This window comes from Rheinheimera lutimaris, from assembly GCF_013283795.1.
In the GTDB taxonomy this organism is placed as follows: domain Bacteria; phylum Pseudomonadota; class Gammaproteobacteria; order Enterobacterales; family Alteromonadaceae; genus Alishewanella; species Alishewanella lutimaris.
Window position 1 is genome coordinate 15,568 of record NZ_JABSOD010000006.1, and the last position, 16,705, is coordinate 32,272.

The 16,705-nt window shown below is 50.3% G+C and carries 19 protein-coding genes; 12 read left to right on the plus strand and 7 right to left on the minus strand.

Annotated features, from left to right (window positions below; all coding sequences use genetic code 11):
* Positions 1-156 precede the first annotated feature (156 nt).
* Positions 157-447, plus strand: a complete 291-nt coding sequence (locus HRH59_RS07430) for a high-potential iron-sulfur protein (protein WP_218573480.1) — start codon at positions 157-159, stop codon at positions 445-447.
* A 20-nt stretch (positions 448-467) separates the two neighbouring features.
* Here the strand turns inward: HRH59_RS07430 and HRH59_RS07435 are convergent, their stop codons facing one another.
* Positions 468-641, minus strand: a complete 174-nt coding sequence (locus tag HRH59_RS07435; RefSeq protein ID WP_173500651.1) for a hypothetical protein — start codon at positions 639-641, stop codon at positions 468-470.
* Between the two features lie 97 nt (positions 642-738).
* Positions 739-2,121, minus strand: coding sequence for an L-serine ammonia-lyase (locus HRH59_RS07440; protein ID WP_178089505.1), 1,383 nt, complete (start codon positions 2,119-2,121; stop codon positions 739-741).
* Between the two features lie 237 nt (positions 2,122-2,358).
* Here HRH59_RS07440 and HRH59_RS07445 point away from each other — a divergent pair, with 237 nt between their 5' ends.
* Entirely contained in the window at positions 2,359-2,607 is a 249-nt protein-coding gene (locus tag HRH59_RS07445; RefSeq protein WP_173500652.1) for a type II toxin-antitoxin system ParD family antitoxin, read from the plus strand.
* 3 nt (positions 2,608-2,610) lie between these two features.
* Here the strand turns inward: HRH59_RS07445 and HRH59_RS07450 are convergent, their stop codons facing one another.
* Together HRH59_RS07450 and pabB are read right to left on the minus strand one after the other, a co-directional pair.
* Positions 2,611-3,171: a CoA pyrophosphatase gene (locus HRH59_RS07450; RefSeq protein ID WP_173500653.1), complete on the minus strand. Its 561-nt coding sequence runs from the start codon at positions 3,169-3,171 to the stop codon at positions 2,611-2,613.
* A 2-nt stretch (positions 3,172-3,173) separates the two neighbouring features.
* The gene (gene pabB, locus HRH59_RS07455; protein WP_173500654.1) at positions 3,174-4,553 is read right to left on the minus strand and encodes an aminodeoxychorismate synthase component I; all 1,380 of its coding nucleotides are present in this window, start codon (positions 4,551-4,553) and stop codon (positions 3,174-3,176) included.
* 103 nt (positions 4,554-4,656) lie between these two features.
* On the opposite strand from pabB, the gene HRH59_RS07460 reads away from it, so the two are divergent.
* The 7 genes from HRH59_RS07460 to HRH59_RS07490 all read left to right on the plus strand — a co-directional run bounded on the left by HRH59_RS07460 (position 4,657) and on the right by HRH59_RS07490 (position 11,437).
* Entirely contained in the window at positions 4,657-6,177 is a 1,521-nt protein-coding gene (locus HRH59_RS07460) for a fumarate hydratase (protein ID WP_173500655.1), read from the plus strand.
* 77 nt (positions 6,178-6,254) lie between these two features.
* Positions 6,255-8,276 (plus strand): S9 family peptidase, encoded by a 2,022-nt coding sequence (locus HRH59_RS07465; RefSeq protein WP_173500656.1) that lies wholly within the window; start codon positions 6,255-6,257, stop codon positions 8,274-8,276.
* A 177-nt stretch (positions 8,277-8,453) separates the two neighbouring features.
* Positions 8,454-8,810 (plus strand): MmcQ/YjbR family DNA-binding protein, encoded by a 357-nt coding sequence (locus tag HRH59_RS07470; RefSeq protein WP_173500657.1) that lies wholly within the window; start codon positions 8,454-8,456, stop codon positions 8,808-8,810.
* Positions 8,811-8,900: 90 nt separating this feature from the next.
* On the plus strand, positions 8,901-9,152 hold the full coding sequence (locus tag HRH59_RS07475; RefSeq protein WP_173500658.1) for an antitoxin: 252 nt from the start codon (positions 8,901-8,903) through the stop codon (positions 9,150-9,152).
* On the plus strand, positions 9,149-9,553 hold the full coding sequence (locus tag HRH59_RS07480) for a type II toxin-antitoxin system VapC family toxin (protein ID WP_173500659.1): 405 nt from the start codon (positions 9,149-9,151) through the stop codon (positions 9,551-9,553). Before HRH59_RS07475 ends, HRH59_RS07480 begins: the two co-directional genes overlap by 4 nt.
* A complete protein-coding gene (bktB, locus tag HRH59_RS07485; protein WP_331460157.1) occupies positions 9,550-10,746 on the plus strand; it encodes a beta-ketothiolase BktB in 1,197 nt (398 codons plus the stop codon). Before HRH59_RS07480 ends, bktB begins: the two co-directional genes overlap by 4 nt.
* A 67-nt stretch (positions 10,747-10,813) precedes the next feature.
* Positions 10,814-11,437 (plus strand): DUF1287 domain-containing protein, encoded by a 624-nt coding sequence (locus HRH59_RS07490; protein ID WP_173500660.1) that lies wholly within the window; start codon positions 10,814-10,816, stop codon positions 11,435-11,437.
* 4 nt (positions 11,438-11,441) lie between these two features.
* Here HRH59_RS07490 and HRH59_RS07495 read toward each other — a convergent pair whose 3' ends face one another.
* The 3 genes from HRH59_RS07495 to HRH59_RS07505 form a co-directional block, all read right to left on the minus strand.
* The gene (locus HRH59_RS07495) at positions 11,442-12,089 is read right to left on the minus strand and encodes a DsbA family oxidoreductase (RefSeq protein WP_173500661.1); all 648 of its coding nucleotides are present in this window, start codon (positions 12,087-12,089) and stop codon (positions 11,442-11,444) included.
* Positions 12,086-12,703, minus strand: coding sequence for a thiol:disulfide interchange protein DsbA/DsbL (locus HRH59_RS07500; protein WP_173500662.1), 618 nt, complete (start codon positions 12,701-12,703; stop codon positions 12,086-12,088). Before HRH59_RS07500 ends, HRH59_RS07495 begins: the two co-directional genes overlap by 4 nt.
* An 82-nt stretch (positions 12,704-12,785) precedes the next feature.
* Complete coding sequence (locus HRH59_RS07505) at positions 12,786-13,655, minus strand: LysR family transcriptional regulator (RefSeq protein WP_173500663.1); 870 nt, start codon at positions 13,653-13,655, stop codon at positions 12,786-12,788.
* Positions 13,656-13,939: 284 nt separating this feature from the next.
* Here HRH59_RS07505 and HRH59_RS07510 point away from each other — a divergent pair, with 284 nt between their 5' ends.
* From HRH59_RS07510 to HRH59_RS07520, 3 genes are all read left to right on the plus strand, one after another.
* Complete coding sequence (locus HRH59_RS07510; protein ID WP_173500854.1) at positions 13,940-15,049, plus strand: S-(hydroxymethyl)glutathione dehydrogenase/class III alcohol dehydrogenase; 1,110 nt, start codon at positions 13,940-13,942, stop codon at positions 15,047-15,049.
* 149 nt (positions 15,050-15,198) lie between these two features.
* Positions 15,199-16,068 carry an S-formylglutathione hydrolase gene (fghA, locus tag HRH59_RS07515; protein WP_173500664.1) on the plus strand — a complete coding sequence of 290 codons (870 nt, stop codon included), beginning with the start codon at positions 15,199-15,201 and terminating at the stop codon, positions 16,066-16,068.
* A gap of 217 nt (positions 16,069-16,285) precedes the next feature.
* Positions 16,286-16,699 (plus strand): HIT family protein, encoded by a 414-nt coding sequence (locus tag HRH59_RS07520; protein WP_173500665.1) that lies wholly within the window; start codon positions 16,286-16,288, stop codon positions 16,697-16,699.
* Positions 16,700-16,705 lie beyond the last annotated feature (6 nt).

Consider the following 16,705-nt stretch of genomic DNA (forward strand, 5'->3'; position numbering starts at 1 on the left):
ACGTGACATCAGTGCTTTGGTTTGGTTTTTTCTGTTGCAATATGAACTAAACCAGCAGGAACTGACAGCAGTAACACTACTGCAGGCAAATAAAAACAATATGCAATGCAACGATGTGTAACGACAAAACCGCAATATAAAACCAGAGGAAAAATTATGACAACCAGCAGAAGACGTTTTTTAAAACTATCGGCCGGTGGCGTAGTAGGGTTAAGCATGGGGGGGATCAGCTTAAAGGCCTTTGCTAACGAGCAACTGGACCCGGAAAACCCGCAAGCCAAGGCACTGCAATATGTGCATAAGTCGGCCAAAGAGGGCCAAATGTGTGGTAATTGCGCACTGATCCAGGGCGCTGATGGCGAAGCCTGGCGGCCATGCGGTATTTTCCCGGGTAAATTGGTGAACAGCGAAGGTTGGTGTGCAGCCTGGGCGAAAAAACCGGGCTAAGGCTGGCAACCAAGCGCTGTCTATAACAGCGCTTTGCCCTGTGGCGTTTTTAAGAACTTAAACCAAAAGCAGCCTTCGAAAAACACACCTGCTACTACCAGCACGCCCGAGCTAATGCTAAAGCCGAGAAAGTAACAAATTAATGCTGCAACTAACAGCAGACTTAAGGTGCCCCATCTGACAGTGTTACTCATGCCAATACTCCTTATCACAGATAGGCTTAGTCTGGTTGTCTCAGGTTATTATTTCAACCTTGTCGCCAACTTAAGTTGTAAGCAAGTTTAACCGCGCTTAGCACTCGATAATATTTACCGCCAAACCACCACGCGAGGTTTCTTTGTACTTGGTTTGCATATCTTTACCGGTATCCCACATGGTTTTAATGACTTTATCCAGTGACACCTTTTGATCGCCGCTTCCGCGCAGCGCCAGGCGTGATGCGTTAATAGCTTTAATCGAACCCATGGCGTTGCGCTCGATACAAGGCACTTGCACCAAACCACCTACCGGGTCGCAGGTTAACCCCAGGTTGTGCTCCATGCCAATTTCCGCGGCGTTTTCGACATGCAGCGGGGTACCACCCTGAATTTCGGTTAATGCCGCAGCCGCCATAGAACAAGCAACGCCGACTTCACCCTGACAGCCCACTTCAGCACCGGAGATAGAGGCGTTTTTCTTATATAAAATACCGATAGCCGCTGCGGTTAACAGATACTGCACGGCGATATCCGGGGTAACCGGCTGAATAAATTTATCGTAGTACATCAGTACTGCCGGAATAATACCGGCGGCGCCGTTAGTGGGGGCGGTAACCACGCGGCCACCGGCAGCATTTTCTTCATTTACCGCCAGCGCAAACAAGTTTACCCAGTCCATCACTTGTAAAGGATCACTGCTTTTTTCGGCCATCAGCTTTTTATACAGCGCCGGGGCGCGACGTTTTACTTTTAAACCGCCCGGCAGTATGCCTTCGGTTTTAATGCCGCGCTCAATACAGGCACGCATGGTAAGCCAGATATTATTCAGCTCGTCGGTAATTTGCGCCGGGCTACGTAATACTTTTTCGTTTTCCAGCATTAAACCGGCTATCGATAACCCATGCTCTTTGCACAGGGCTAACAGTTCGGCGCCAGACTCAAACGGAAACGGTGGCGGGTTATCCGCAGCAAATTGGCTGGCGGCTTCTTTTTCTTTGGCAAAATCTTCCGCTTTCACAATAAAACCGCCGCCGATAGAGAAGTACACATCGCTTAGTACAATGTTTTTGTCTTTATCGTAGGCAATCAGCTCCATGCCATTGGAGTGCTCTTTTAAGGTTTTACGCCGGTGAAATACAATAGCGCCTTCGCGCGGGAAGCTAACAGGCTTTACCTTGGCCAGACGAATTTGCTGCTCGTCATTCACTTGTTTGAGTAAACCCGGCACGGCGTCCGGGTCAACCGTTTCCGGCAGGTAGCCGGCCAGACCTAAAATAACCGCTTTGCCGGTACCGTGGCCAATGCCGGTTTGGCCCAGCGAGCCAAACAGTTCTACTTTTACGGCAGTAACGTTATCAAGTAGGTTTTTTTCGGTTAAATCGTCGGTAAACTTTTTCGCTGCCCGCATTGGGCCTACGGTATGTGAGCTGGACGGCCCTATGCCGATACTGAACATATCAAAAGCGCTGATAATCATAATAAATTCTGTTTGGTCGTTATCAAAGTTGCACCATTGTAGCCCAAGCAGCGCTGTTCTGTAAGTCGGTTGGTAACTGGTCGGCGCTTATTACAGATGAGAAAAACTAATGGGAGTTGCTTATGTGATTTGCAGATACAAACCAATACGTTGGTTGGCACGCACAGAAGTCTCTTGCTTTGCCTTTTTGTACAACTTGTATTCATTATTGTTATTTTTGAATATCTGAGGTGTGCTATGGCAACTACCAGCCTGAGCTTGGGTGAGCACTGGGAAGCGTTTATTAAGAATGAAGTCTCCAGCGGCCGATACGGCTCGGCCAGTGAAGTGGTGCGCGATGCACTTAGAGCTCTGGAAGAGCGCAAAAGTAAACTGGAAGCGTTGCGCTCGCATTTATCTGAAGGCGCCAAGCAAGCCGGTAATGGCGACTTTGTTGATAACTTCAGTATGGATTCGCTTATTCAACAACTGGATAGCGGCGCTTAATAGCTAAGCCAGCTGCAAACACAACCTATGCAAAATAGCAGCTGTTGCCCCCCAGATAAACTTATCCTGATACGGCATGGCATGCAGCTGCTGCACTTTGCCGCGCAGCCGTAAGCTGAACAGATGGCGGTTTTCCTGCTGCAGAAAATGTGTTAGCGGTACTTCAAAAATACCGGCCACTTCATCAGCCTGCAAAATCCAACTGCGCTGTGGTTTAAGCAGGCCAACCCAGGGCTCTATGGTAAAACCGGTACTGGTGCTTTGCAGTGGCAAGCGGCCAAGTAACTCTACTGCATCAGGGGCTAAACCTATTTCTTCGTGTGCTTCGCGCAGCGCAGCTGCACAGCTGCTTTCGCCGGACTCTATCCGACCACCAGGGAAACTGATTTGCCCGGGATGATGGCGTAAATGCAGTGCGCGCTGGGTAAACAACACCTGCAGCGTATCACCGTAATTAATTATCGGCACTAACACTGCAGCTTGATGCTTGTCTGTAGCGGCGATAGCGCCACCTGCGGCAGCGGTTTGCAGTGAAAATCGCTGACGAAACTCGCCGGCCAGCATCGCTATAACTCCTGCACTGCCAGCACCGGCAGAATTTTATTCACCTTATCTAAGGTTTCCTGGTATTCGCTGTCAGCGTCGGAGTCGGCTACGATGCCGCCGCCGGCCTGACAGTGAATTTTGCCTTCGCTGCAAATCAGCGTGCGAATAGCAATATTGGTATCCATATCGCCGTTGCTGTTAATGTAACCAATGGCGCCGCAATACACTGAACGGCGCTGTGGCTCTAATTGCTCAATGATCTGCATTGCCCGCACCTTGGGCGCGCCGGTAATAGAGCCGCCCGGGAAGGCGCCACGCAGTAAATCACAGGCGCTGTACTCTGGCGCTAAGGTACCGGTTACCGTGCTGACCAAATGGTGCACCGCCGGAAAACTTTCAATGGCAAACAGCTGCGGTACGGCGACTGAGCCCGGCAGACAAACTTTGCCTAAATCGTTGCGCAGTAAATCGACAATCATCACGTTTTCGGCGCGATCTTTGGGTGATAGCTTAAGATTTTCAGCTTCTACCGCATCGGTCATCGGGCATATACCGCGCGGCCGGGTGCCTTTAATCGGTTTGGTTTCAACCTTATTGCCGTGCAGTTGTAAAAAACGCTCTGGTGAGATACTCAGCACCGCACCTTGCGGCAGGCGGATAAAGGCAGAGAAGGGCGCGGCGTTTTTATCCCGCAGCTGCAAATAGGCCTGCCACTCATCGCCCTGATAGCCTGCGCTAAAGCGCTGAGTCAGGTTTATTTGGTAGCAGTCGCCGCTAAGCAAATACTCTTGTACCTGATTAAACCGTGCCACGTAACAGGCTTTATCCATATTGGCTTGCCAGTGACTGTTTAAACTAAAGGGCGCTGCCGCCGCTGAATTTTGTTGTAACCTGGCGTACAGTTTTTGCCAGCCGGCTTCGGCGTTGCCACGGTAATCGACATACCAAAGCTGGCGTTGTTGTTTATCTAATATCAGCGCTTGTTGATAAAACCCTACCGCCATATCCGGCAGGTTAATATCAGCCTCTGCCGTGGCCGCTAAGGTTTCGGTATAACGGCCTAAATCATAGCCAAAGTAGCCAAGGGCACCGCCGACAAAGGGCAGGCTGCTTTGGGCTGCTGTGGGGAAATAGCGCTTTAACGCACAATTAAGCACGGTAAAGGGGTCTTCCTGATAACTGTGCGCGCCGTGCTCGTCGGTTAATATGCTGATGCCGGCTTTGGCCTCTAAGGTGGCCAGTGGCCCGCTAACTAAAATGTCATAACGGCTGTTAACGTGCGCTGGCGCGGCCGAATCGAGCAACATGGCCCAGGGTTGCATGGCAACGTGGCTGAACAGGGCCAGTAAGTTATCCGGCGTGTCGCCATAAATTTCCGGTGGAATAAGGTACTGCTGCATGAATGGGGCTAGCCGCTGTTTCTGATGCGCGCTATCATACCAGCACCGACACTAATAGTTAAACATGGCGCTGCCAGAGGCGTCAGAGGACAGGTAAAACAACATGACGGTTATTCGCCAGCAAGACTTTATCGACAGCATTGAAGATGCACTGCAATACATCTCTTATTATCACCCGTTAGATTTTATCAAAGCGCTGGAAGTTGCTTACCACAAAGAGCAAAACCAGGCGGCGAAAGATGCCATCGCACAAATTTTAATTAACTCGCGCATGTCGGCTGAAGGCCACCGGCCCATTTGTCAGGACACAGGTATTGTGACCTGCTTTGTTAAAATTGGTATGGATGTCAAATGGGATAAAACCGATATGACAGTGCAGCAGATGGTGGATGAAGGTACCCGTCGTGCTTATTTAAACCCTGATAACCCGCTGCGCGCGTCTATCGTGGCAGACCCTGCCGGCGGCCGCAAAAACACCAAAGATAATACGCCTTCAGTAGTGCATATCGATTTAGTCGCCGGCCATCATGTTGAAGTGATGATTGCGGCCAAAGGTGGTGGTTCAGAAAATAAAACCAAGATGGCGATGCTTAACCCGTCTGACTCTATTGTGGACTGGGTACTGGAAACGCTGCCGAAAATGGGCGCCGGCTGGTGTCCGCCGGGTATGCTGGGTATAGGTATTGGCGGCACAGCAGAAAAAGCCGCTGTGTTGGCCAAAGAAGCGCTGATGGAGCCGGTTGATATTCAGGATTTAATTGCTAAAGGCGCAGAAACAGCTGATGAAAAGCTGCGCTTAGAGCTGTATGAAAAAGTGAATAAACTCGGTATTGGTGCCCAGGGCTTAGGCGGTTTAACCACCGTAGTGGATGTAAAAATTAACAGCGTACCCACTCATGCTGCCAGCTTGCCGGTAGTGATGATCCCAAATTGCGCTGCCACACGCCACGTGCATTTTCATTTAGATGGTAGCGGCCCGGCCGATATTCAGCCACCAAAACTGGAAGACTGGCCGCAGGTAACCTGGGAGCTGGGCGCTAATGTACGCCGGGTAAACCTGGATACGGTAACGCCAGAAGATGTATTAGAGTGGAAAGCCGGCGAAACCGTGCTGCTAAGCGGCAAAATGCTGACCGGCCGTGATGCGGCGCATAAACGCATTGCCGATATGCTTAGCAAAGGCGAGGCACTGCCGGATGGCGTAGACTTTAAAAACCGCTTTATCTATTACGTTGGCCCGGTAGATGCGGTGGGTGATGAAGTAGTAGGCCCGGCCGGCCCGACAACGGCCACACGGATGGATAAATTTACCGACATGATGCTGTCGCAAACCGGTCTGCTGGGTATGATTGGTAAATCAGAGCGCGGCGATAAAACCGTTGCCAGCATTAAACAGCACAAAGCGGTATATTTAATGGCGGTAGGCGGTGCGGCTTATCTGGTATCCAAAGCGATTAAAAAATCGCGCGTGGTGGCTTTTGCCGATTTAGGTATGGAGGCCATTTATGAGTTTGACGTACAGGATATGCCGGTAACGGTGGCGGTAGATTCCAACGGTAACAACGTGCACCAGCAAGGCCCGGCCATTTGGAAAGTGAATATTCAGCAAATGGATAAAGCTTAATCGCTTTACCATCAGGGCTGTAGCATTGCTGCAGCCTTAATTTTTCAGCCTATAACAATAAAATCCAGGGAATACGCATGAAAAAGACTTTAGTTACGCTGGCGCTGTTAGCGTCGGGTGCTGCCGTGGCGAAAGCGCCGCTGACGGTTGAGCATTTAAACCAGTTTAATAAGTTGCACGATGTGGTGCTGTCTGATGATGGCCGCTTTTTAGTTTACGGCCAAACCAACGCCGGTTTTAGCCCGGCAGATAACTCCAGCGATTTATATCTGATGGACTTATCTAACTTAAATAAAGTAACCCGTTTAACCCAAAGTGCCGGCCGTGAAAGCCAGCTGCAGTGGGCCAATGATGGCCAAAGTATTTATTTTGTAGCAAACCGTAGCGGTACTAACCAGGTATGGCAGTTACCGCTGTACGGCGGTGAAGCCTTGCAGCTTACCGATTTACCGCTGCCGGTAGATGGTTTTAAAGTGTCAAATGACGGCAAACAAATTGCGCTGGAGCTATCAGTAAAACCAGGCTGCCAGAACCTGCAATGTACACTGGATGCTAAAGCGGCTGATGCAGCGAAAAAAGATACGGCGATGGCCTATGATCAGCTGATGGTGCGCCACTGGGACCATTGGTTAACACCGTACCGCAGCCATTTGCATGTGGCTGCGCTGGGTAAAGGCGCGGTGAAAGATGCGACTAACCTGATGAGCGAATGGAATACCGATATTGCCGGTATCAAAGAAGTGGCGTTTACGCCGGATAATGCGCGGCTGGTATTCAGCGCAAAAATACCCAATGCCGATCAGGCCTGGCACACCAATTACGATATCTTTATGGTGCCGGTAAATGGCGGTGAAAAGCAAAATTTAACTGCATCAAACCCGGCATGGGATGCACAGCCGTCGTTCTCCAGTGATGGCCGTTTTATGGCCTATAAAGCCATGAGTAAGCCACAAGCCGAAGCCGATAAGTTCAGCCTGATGTTGCTGGATATGGTGACCGGGCAGCGTAAAGAGCTGGCGCCGGAATTTGACCGCTCAGTCAGCGATTATAAATTTGGCCCCGATAACCGCACTGTGTATGTCACTACGCAGGATGTTGGCCAGTACAGTATTTACGCCATTAACACAGGTTTTGGTGATGTACGTAAAGTCTATGGCGATGGCACGGCCGGCGCATTGAACGTGGCGGTGGATAAAATTGTGTTTACTAACCATAAACTGGATATGCCGCCTGAGGTGTTTCAACTCAGCTTGGACGGTAGCAGCTTAACGCAGTTGACAGACATTAATGCGGATTGGCGCCAGGCTGTGCAGTTTGGTGATTACGAGCAATTTAGCTTTAAAGGTGCCAACGACGATACGGTATATGGCTACCTGGTTAAGCCGTGGGATTTTGATGCAAAGAAAAAATACCCGATGGCATTTTTAGTGCACGGCGGTCCGCAGGGCAGTTTTGGTAATATGTTTAACGAGCGCTGGAATGCGCAAATGTATGCTGCTAAAGGCTACGCGGTGGTGATGGTCGATTTTCATGGTTCAACCGGTTATGGCCAGGCCTTTACTGATTCTATCAGCCGTGATTGGGGTGGTAAGCCGCTGGAAGATTTAAAGAAAGGCTTTGAGTATATCGTTAAAGCCCAACCCTGGATTGATGGCGACCGTGCTTGTGCACTGGGCGCATCGTACGGTGGTTATATGATGAACTGGATAGCCGGTAACTGGCCAACCGGTTTTAAATGTCTGGTAAACCATGCCGGCTTATACGATATGCCAAGCTTTTACGGCAGCACCGAAGAGCTGTGGTTTCCGGAGTTTGATTTAGGTGGCCAGGCCTGGAACCCGGAGTCTGATTACCAGAAATTTAACCCGGCGGCGCACGCCGATAAATGGCAAACGCCGATGTTGGTTATTCACGGCTTAAAAGACTACCGCGTGCCTTATGCCCAGGGTTTAGGTGCTTTTACTAACCTGCAACGCAAGGGTATCGATTCGCGCTTAGTGATTTTCCCTGATGAAAATCACTGGATCTTAAATAAAGATAACCGCGTGCGCTGGTACAACGAAGTATTTCAGTGGCTGGATAAATATACTAAACCTTAAATGAGTGACACAGAGCCCTGACTTATGCAGGGCTCTTTTTTTCGTGCAGGGGCAAATCGGGTTGTACACGCCGACTCGCCGTGAATACATCCCTGTAGGCTCCTCTCAGGCATCCATGCCTTCAAGGGTCGGCTTAGCACAACCCGATCCGCCCTGTCAGATAAAGGAGTGCATTCAATGTTCGACTTTCAACAATGCCGTGATCACTGCCTGATGCAACTGCAAAGCATGGAAGACTTCCCGTTTGGTCCGGATATCTACGTGTATAAAGTCGGCAAAATCTTCGCCATTTTAAGTGAAAAAGAGGGCGTAGCCCGGGTCAACCTGAAGTGCGACCCGGCTGAAGCTTTGATGCTGCGGGATATTTTTCCGGCCATTACCCCCGGTTACCATATGAATAAACAGCACTGGAACACCGTGCTGCTGGATGGCAGCGTACCGGATAACGAGATAAAACGGCAGATTGAAAATTCGTATCAGTTAATTGTTAAAAGCTTACCGAAAGCGAAAAGGCCGGTGCTAAACTCAAACTAAGTCACTTGTATAGTCGGTCTTGCTCTACCTTGACAAGATCGCATTGCACTACCAAAATACATACATAATTGTGTGTACAAAGAGGTGGCTATGTCTGCGGTAAGTCGTGTGTTTATGAATGGTAACAGTCAGGCTGTGCGGATCCCACAGGAATTTCGCCTCGATACTAACACCGTTGAGATAAGCCGTAATGAGCAGGGTGATTTAGTTATTCATCCTTTACCAGCAAAACGTGGTGAGGCTTTAATGGCCGCATTGGATGGATTCGATGCTGACTTTGTTGCAGAACTTGAAGCAGAATATCGTGCTCAGCCATTGATGCAAGACAGGGAGGAGTTGTGATCTATTTGCTGGATACAAATATTCTTATTTATCTGTTAAAAAATAATCCTCCTTCAGTTGCTGCACATATCGACACTTTGCCAGCCGATACACAATTACGAATGTCATTTTTTACCTATGCCGAGCTACTTAAGGGGGCACAGAACAGCAACAAAACTGCTGAAGTTATGCGAAAGCTGGCAATGTTGACCAGGCAAATTCCGGTTCTATATCAATCTTCTCCTTCACTTTGTCTTCATTACGCAGAGCAATTTAATCGCTTAAAATCAGCTGGCACACCTATAGGGGCAAATGATTTATGGATAGCCAGCCATGCACTGGCGGAAGACGCGATACTGGTGACCAACAATGCGCGGGAGTTTAATCGCGTGACGGGATTGAGGGTGGAAAATTGGGTATGACCGGAATGAACTTAACGGATATTGTAATTTTAGCCGGTGCCCGTACGGCCATTGGCAGCTTTGGCGGTAGTTTGGCAAACCTTAGCCCCGCGCAGCTGGGTTCAGCGGCCGCGACCGAGGCAATCAGCCGCGCCGGCGTGGCAGCAACTGATGTCGACCATGCGGTTTTTGGCCATATTATTACCACCGGCGCTGAAGATGCTTATTTGGCGCGGCATATTGCATTAAACGCCGGTATGGCCGCCGGTTCTGCTGCTTTTAACGTTAACCGCTTATGCGGCTCGGCGGTGCAGTCGGTGATATCGGCAGCGCAACTTATTCAGCTGGGGCAAAGCACTATTGCCCTGGCCGGTGGCGCCGAGAGTATGAGTAACGGCGCTTATTTATTGCCTAATGTGCGGCGCGGTTTAAAAATGGGCCACGCTGGCATCACGGATTTAACACTGGGCATTTTGACCGATCCGTTTGGCAGCGGCCATATGGGCATTACCGCGGAAACTATCGCCGGCCAATATGGCTTTAGCCGCGCTGATTTGGATGCCTTTGCGCTAATAAGCCAGCAGCGTGCTGCCAATGCGCAGCAGCGGGGCTGGTTCGACAGCCAGATAGTGCCGCTCACTGTAATACAGGGCCGCACAGAGCAGGTATTTAACCGCGATGAGCATATCCGCGCGGATACCACAGCAGAGAGTTTAGCTAAACTTAAACCCGCGTTTAAAGCCGATGGCATAGTCACTGCCGGTAATGCCTCGGGCTTAAACGATGGTGCTGCCGCCATGTTGTTAACCAACCGGTTTGAAGCTGAAAAACGTGGCCTTAGGCCACAGGCACGTATGCTCGGTTATGCTTTTGCCGGCGTGGAGCCGGGTGTGATGGGATTAGGGCCGATACCGGCAGTACAGCGGGTGCTGGCGCAAACCGGCTTAACTGTGGCCGATATAGATGTGATTGAGTCCAACGAAGCTTTTGCTGCCCAGGCACTGGCAGTAAGCCAGACGCTGGGCTTTGACAGCGCTAAAGTAAACCCCAACGGCGGCGCTATCGCACTGGGGCATCCGGTCGGAGCCACCGGCTCTATCTTGATCATTAAACTACTGGCAGAGCTTAAGCGTATTGGCGGCCGTTATGGCCTGGTAACCATGTGCATCGGCGGTGGTCAGGGTATAGCGCTGTTGCTGGAGTCTTTAGCATAAGCTGGGGAACTTTATCGCTGCAGGTGCGCCTTATGCCAGAGTTTAACGGCGTTGCAAGGAGCAATTTATGCCGGTTTTCCTGTTATCCCGAGTAGTAAAACCTACGTTGGTCATAGTGCTGTGGTTATTGTCCCTGCACAGTATGGCCGAAACATTCAGCGATAAATTGGTGGCTGCGGCGCTGGAGCGTACTGAGCACCAGGTGCGCTACGATGGCCGTTATTTGCGTATTGCTTATCCAAATGGCGATGTACCGGCGGATATCGGTGTCTGTACTGATGTGGTGATCCGCAGTTATCGTGCCTTGGGCATCGATTTACAACAGTTGGTGCATGAGGATATGCGTGCTGATTTTGATTTGTACCCGTCAAAACGGATTTGGGGTTTAACCAAGCCGGACAGCAATATCGATCATCGTCGCGTACCTAACCTGCAAACCTTTTTCAGCCGCTATGGTGAGCAGTTAGCGCTTAGCCGGCAGGGCATTGATTATCAGCCCGGCGATTTGGTTACCTGGCTGTTGCCGGGTAATTTGCCGCATATCGGTATAGTGACAGATAAACGCTCAACTGACGGCAAACGGCCGTTAATAGTACACAATATCGGCGCCGGGCCGGTACTGGCCGATATGTTATTTGCCTATAAAATTACCGGCCATTACCGTTTTCATCCCGCTTCTGACGCTCAGTAGCAGGTTAAGCCATTTCGTCGGCAATTTGCTGCAGGCTGGCAGCCAGTTGGGCGGGTTCCTGCGCGCCGGAGATCAGGTAGCGGTTATTAATAATAAAGGCCGGTACTGATGAAATACCGGCTTGCTGATATTTAGCGATATCTGCTCTGACGGTATCGCTGAAAGCATCACTGGCTAAAATACGCTGTGCGTCGGCTTTATCCAGCCCGGCCTGTTCGGCGCAGTTGGCTAACACTTTAGCATTGGACACATCTTTAGCCTCACCAAAATAGGCAGTAAATAACGCCAGTTTCATGGCGGTGCCTTTGTTTGCTGTGGCCTCAGCCCATTTCACCAGTCGATGTGCATCAAAGGTGTTACAGGTAAAACGCTGCTGCATGTTGTCGAAATTAAGCCCTAAACCGGCGGCTATTTGCATCATATTGGCCTGCGCGGCGCGCATTTCCTCCTCAGAACGACCATATTTTCGGCTTAGGGCCGGCAGTATAGGCTCTTGCGGCGCGTTTTTATCAGGGTTTAGCTCAAACGCATGCCATTCCAGTTCTGTTTTTAACTCAGGCAGGCTGCTAAGCGCTTGCTGTAATCTGGCATAACCAATAGCGCACCAGGGGCAGGCAATATCTGATACCAGGTCGATTTTTAGTGTGGTCATTCTGCGGCTCCGGGTTTTAAGCTCAACAGGTGGTTAATCAAAGCATTAAACTGCTGTTGCGATGACACGGCGCTGATGTTCACCAAATACTTGTCATTAACGATAAAGCCGGGTACCGAGCGGATATTGGCATCACGGATCGCCTGATCATATTCACTGATCAGCGTATTTACCGGCATGCTGTTAAAGTTGGCATCGAATTTTTCATTGTCCACACCAAGTTCTGCAAATAACTGCTTTAACGCATTACGGTTTTGCGGTGGTTTACGCTGCTGATGAATTTGGGCAAACAGCGCAGTAGAGAATGACTCTGCCACATTTAACGTTTCGGCCAGTGCATGAGCGCGTTGTACATCCGGCGCCATTGGGCCGCCGTGAAAAGCCACTGGTATCTTATAGAATTTTGCATCAGCGGGCAGCGCTGGCTTCAGCTGTGCCACTATCGGCTCAAAGTTATAGCAAAACGGGCAATAATAAGAGAAATATTCCACTACATTAGCGGTATCAGCCGCCGGTAACGGCAGTGTTTGGTAATGTTCACCGTCGTTAAAACTGTCGTTGGCGTAACTGACGCTGGCCAGCAGCAGGCTAAAAGCACAAAGCAGGTATTTCATAGTGTGTCCAAAGTTGTAGTTAATACTAAAACGCTATCACAGCACAGGCGCAGCACCAAGATAGTTTGCTGTGAAAACAAGATTAATTCAGCTTAGCGGCAAGGTAGTCTACCAGCACCCGCACCTTGGCCGATAAATGCCGGTTTTGCGGATAAAGCGCCCAAATGCCGTCGTCAGGCTGGCGTAGCCCGTTCAGTACGGCTACCAGCTCACCACGTTGTAGTTTGTCGCCGACGTAGTAATCCGGTAGCTGTACGAGGCCTAAACCTTTCAGAGCGGCATCCAGCAGGGCCACACCGCTGTTGCAGACAATACGGCCCTGCGGTTTAAATTGGACCACTTTGCCGTGCTGCATAAAACGCCACTGGGCTACGGTGCCGGTTAAGCATTGATGTTGGGCAAGCTCCGTCAGGTTTTGTGGTGTACCGTTTTGTGTCAGATAAGCCGGTGAAGCCACCACATACTGGGTTCTGCTTGCCAACTTGCGCGCAATAAGGCTGGAGCTTTCCAGTGTGCCCAGGCGGATAGCTAAATCGAAGCCGCCCTGGACTAAGTCCAGTTTGTTGTTGCTCAGCTGTAAATCCAGCTCGGTGTCGGGGTAGAGCCGCATAAAGTCATGCAGCAGTGGGGCGATGCGGGTTTCACCATAAAACACCGGCGCGGTAAGTTTGATTTGGCCGCGTGGGGTGGCTTTTAAGTTTGCCAGCGTGCGGTTGGCTTCTTCTAAACTGGCGACTAAATGCCGGCAATGCTGTAAATACAGCAGGCCTTCTTCGGTTAGGCTAACACTGCGCGTACTACGATACAGCAGTTTTATCGCCAAACTGGCTTCAAGTTCGGCAATATTGCGGCTTACTTGCGCCACCGAGATGTTTAATTGCTTTGCGGCTTTGGTAAAGCTTTGCAGCTCTGCCACGGCGACAAATTCACTGATGCCAATCCACTGTTTCACTAAGCCCCCTCTGCTCCGTCAACCGGCTGCTTGCGTTACAACACCCGCCCTGGCTCGCCACAGCAACTCGCCCTACTGCCTGCGGCAGGGCTCAGACACTCTGTGGCGACCAAAACGGGGTTCTAACCGCAGCCTATTGCTTGTTAAGTTTTGCATATATGAAAAACTGATTTGCATTTTAGTGGCATTCATACTGATATGGCAAAAATAAAAATCAGGTTACACTTGCTGGTAACAGATTTTTGCCCTGTGCAAACAACAAAAAGGACAACCTGATGCAAATGATCAAAACACGCGCCGCTGTGGCCTGGGGCCCCGGCCAGCCATTATCGATTGAAGAAGTAGATTTAATGCCACCGCAAAAAGGCGAAGTGCTGGTTAAAATTATTGCCACCGGCGTGTGCCACACCGATGCTTTTACGCTGTCGGGTGAAGATCCTGAAGGCATTTTCCCGGCCATTTTAGGCCATGAAGGTGGCGGTATTGTTGAAGCTGTAGGCGAGGGCGTAACCTCGGTTGCGGTGGGCGATCATGTTATTCCGTTGTACACCCCGGAATGCGGCAAATGTAAGTTTTGTTTATCCGGTAAAACTAACCTGTGTCAGGCCATTCGTGCTACCCAGGGTAAGGGTTTAATGCCTGATGGCACCACGCGCTTTTCGAAAGACGGCAAGCCGATTTATCACTACATGGGCACCTCGACATTTTCTGAGTACACGGTGCTGCCGGAAATTTCGCTGGCTAAAATTAATAAAGCCGCGCCGCTGGAAAAAGTGTGTTTGCTGGGCTGTGGTGTAACCACCGGTATGGGCGCGGTAATGAACACCGCTAAGGTGAAAGAGGGCGATACCGTAGCTGTTTTTGGCTTAGGCGGTATCGGTTTATCTGCCATTATCGGTGCTGTAATGGCCAAGGCCAGCCGTATTATTGCCATTGATATTAACGAAAGTAAGTTTGATATCGCCACCAAGCTTGGCGCTACTGACGTTATTAACCCGAAAAATTTCGATAAGCCAATTCAGGACGTTATCGTTGAAATGACCGATGGTGGCGTAGACTTCTCGTTTGAGTGTATCGGCAATGTTAACGTTATGCGCTCGGCGCTGGAGTGCTGTCATAAAGGCTGGGGCGAGTCGGTCATTATTGGTGTAGCCGGTGCCGGTCAGGAAATTTCGACCCGGCCATTTCAGCTGGTTACCGGCCGCGTTTGGCGCGGTACGGCCTTTGGTGGCGTAAAAGGCCGCACTGAGTTGCCGGATTATGTTGAGCGCTATCTAAACGGCGAGTTTGAGCTGGATACCTTTATTACCCATACCATGCCACTGGAGCAGATCAACGAAGCCTTTGATTTGATGCATGAGGGTAAGTCGATTCGTACGGTAATTCATTTTTGATAGTAAACGAATGTGATTGATGGGCGGATTAGAACCCCGTTTTGGTCGTCACAGAGTGTCTGAGCCCTGCCGAAGGCAGTAGGGCGAGTTGCTGTGGCGAGCCAAGGCGGGTGTTGTAATCGGCCCTTACTGAACACTATGGACAGACTATGACAATTTCAGCATTAACCAAAGTGAGTGAACAGCTTTGCTTTGGCGGCAAACAGATCCGCTTTACTCATACATCCACTGCGCTGAGCTGCGATATGCAGTTCTCGGTGTTTTTACCGCCGCAAGCAGAAAAGCAAGCCGTGCCGGCATTGTATTGGCTGTCGGGCTTAACCTGTACTGACGAAAACTTCTCCGCTAAAGCCGGAGCGCAGCGTATTGCCGCAGAGCTTGGTATAGCGCTTATTATGCCTGATACCAGCCCGCGCGGTGATGGTGTACCGGATGATGCAGACGGTGCTTATGACTTTGGCCTGGGCGCCGGCTTTTACGTTAATGCCACGCGTGAGCCGTTTGCTAAGCATTACCGCATGTACGACTACATTGTTAACGAGCTGCCGCAGTTGCTTGAAGCCGCACTGCCGCTGTCGGACAAACGCGCTATCAGCGGCCATTCTATGGGTGGGCATGGCGCTTTAGTTATTGGTTTGCGTAACCCGCAGCGTTATAGCAGCATTTCGGCGTTTTCACCGATTTGTAATCCGGTAAATTGCCCTTGGGGCATTAAAGCATTTAGCGGTTATTTAGGCGATGATAAAAGCCAATGGAAGCAATATGATGCATCTTTGCTGCTAAGTAGCGCCGAAAGCCCGCTACCGCTATTGGTTGACCAGGGCACTGCAGACAGCTTTTATCCTGAGCAATTGCGCACCGACAGCTTAATTACTGCAGCGAAGCAAAGCGCTGCGCCGGCTGAAATCCGCCTGCAGGCGGGTTATGATCACAGCTATTATTTTATCGCCAGTTTTATTGAGCAGCATCTGCGGTTTCATGCGAAGTACCTGATTGATAAAATCTGCCGCGATGCCTGATTTAGCCCGGCATAATACTTTTTAGCCGGAACCGTTGAGCGCCCGGACGGCGCGAATCGAGCCCCCAGGGATGGGTTTACGGCGCGTTCCGGTAAAAATGTATGGCGCCGGGTGATAAAGCCCGCGTTTGTGAGCTGCCAAGTATCGTCAAAAGCTGGTTTTATACCGTCAGATGCTGGCATACTTGGTTGCATAAGCCTGCCTAAAGGAGAGCTGCATGAGCTACGATAGCAACAATATTTTTGCCAAAATTCTGCGCGATGAAATCCCCAGTTTTAAAGTGTACGAAGACGACTACACGTTAGCCTTTATGGACATTATGCCGCAGGCCGACGGCCATACCCTGGTGATCCCGAAATTTCAGGCACAGACGCTGTTAGATATTCCGGCAGACGAACTTAGCCATACAATGACCACGGTGCAAAAAGTGATGTCGGCGCTTAAATCTACCCTTGGCGTTGAAGGCGTGGTGCTAATGCAGTTAAACGGCGCTGCCGCAGGTCAGACAGTACCGCATTTGCACTTTCACTTAATTCCGGAGCATTTATCTAAATTATCCGGCCATGGTGCTGCAATGGGCGATATGGAAAAAATAAAAGCGCTGGCAGAAAAAATCCGCACTGCACTTTAACCGGAG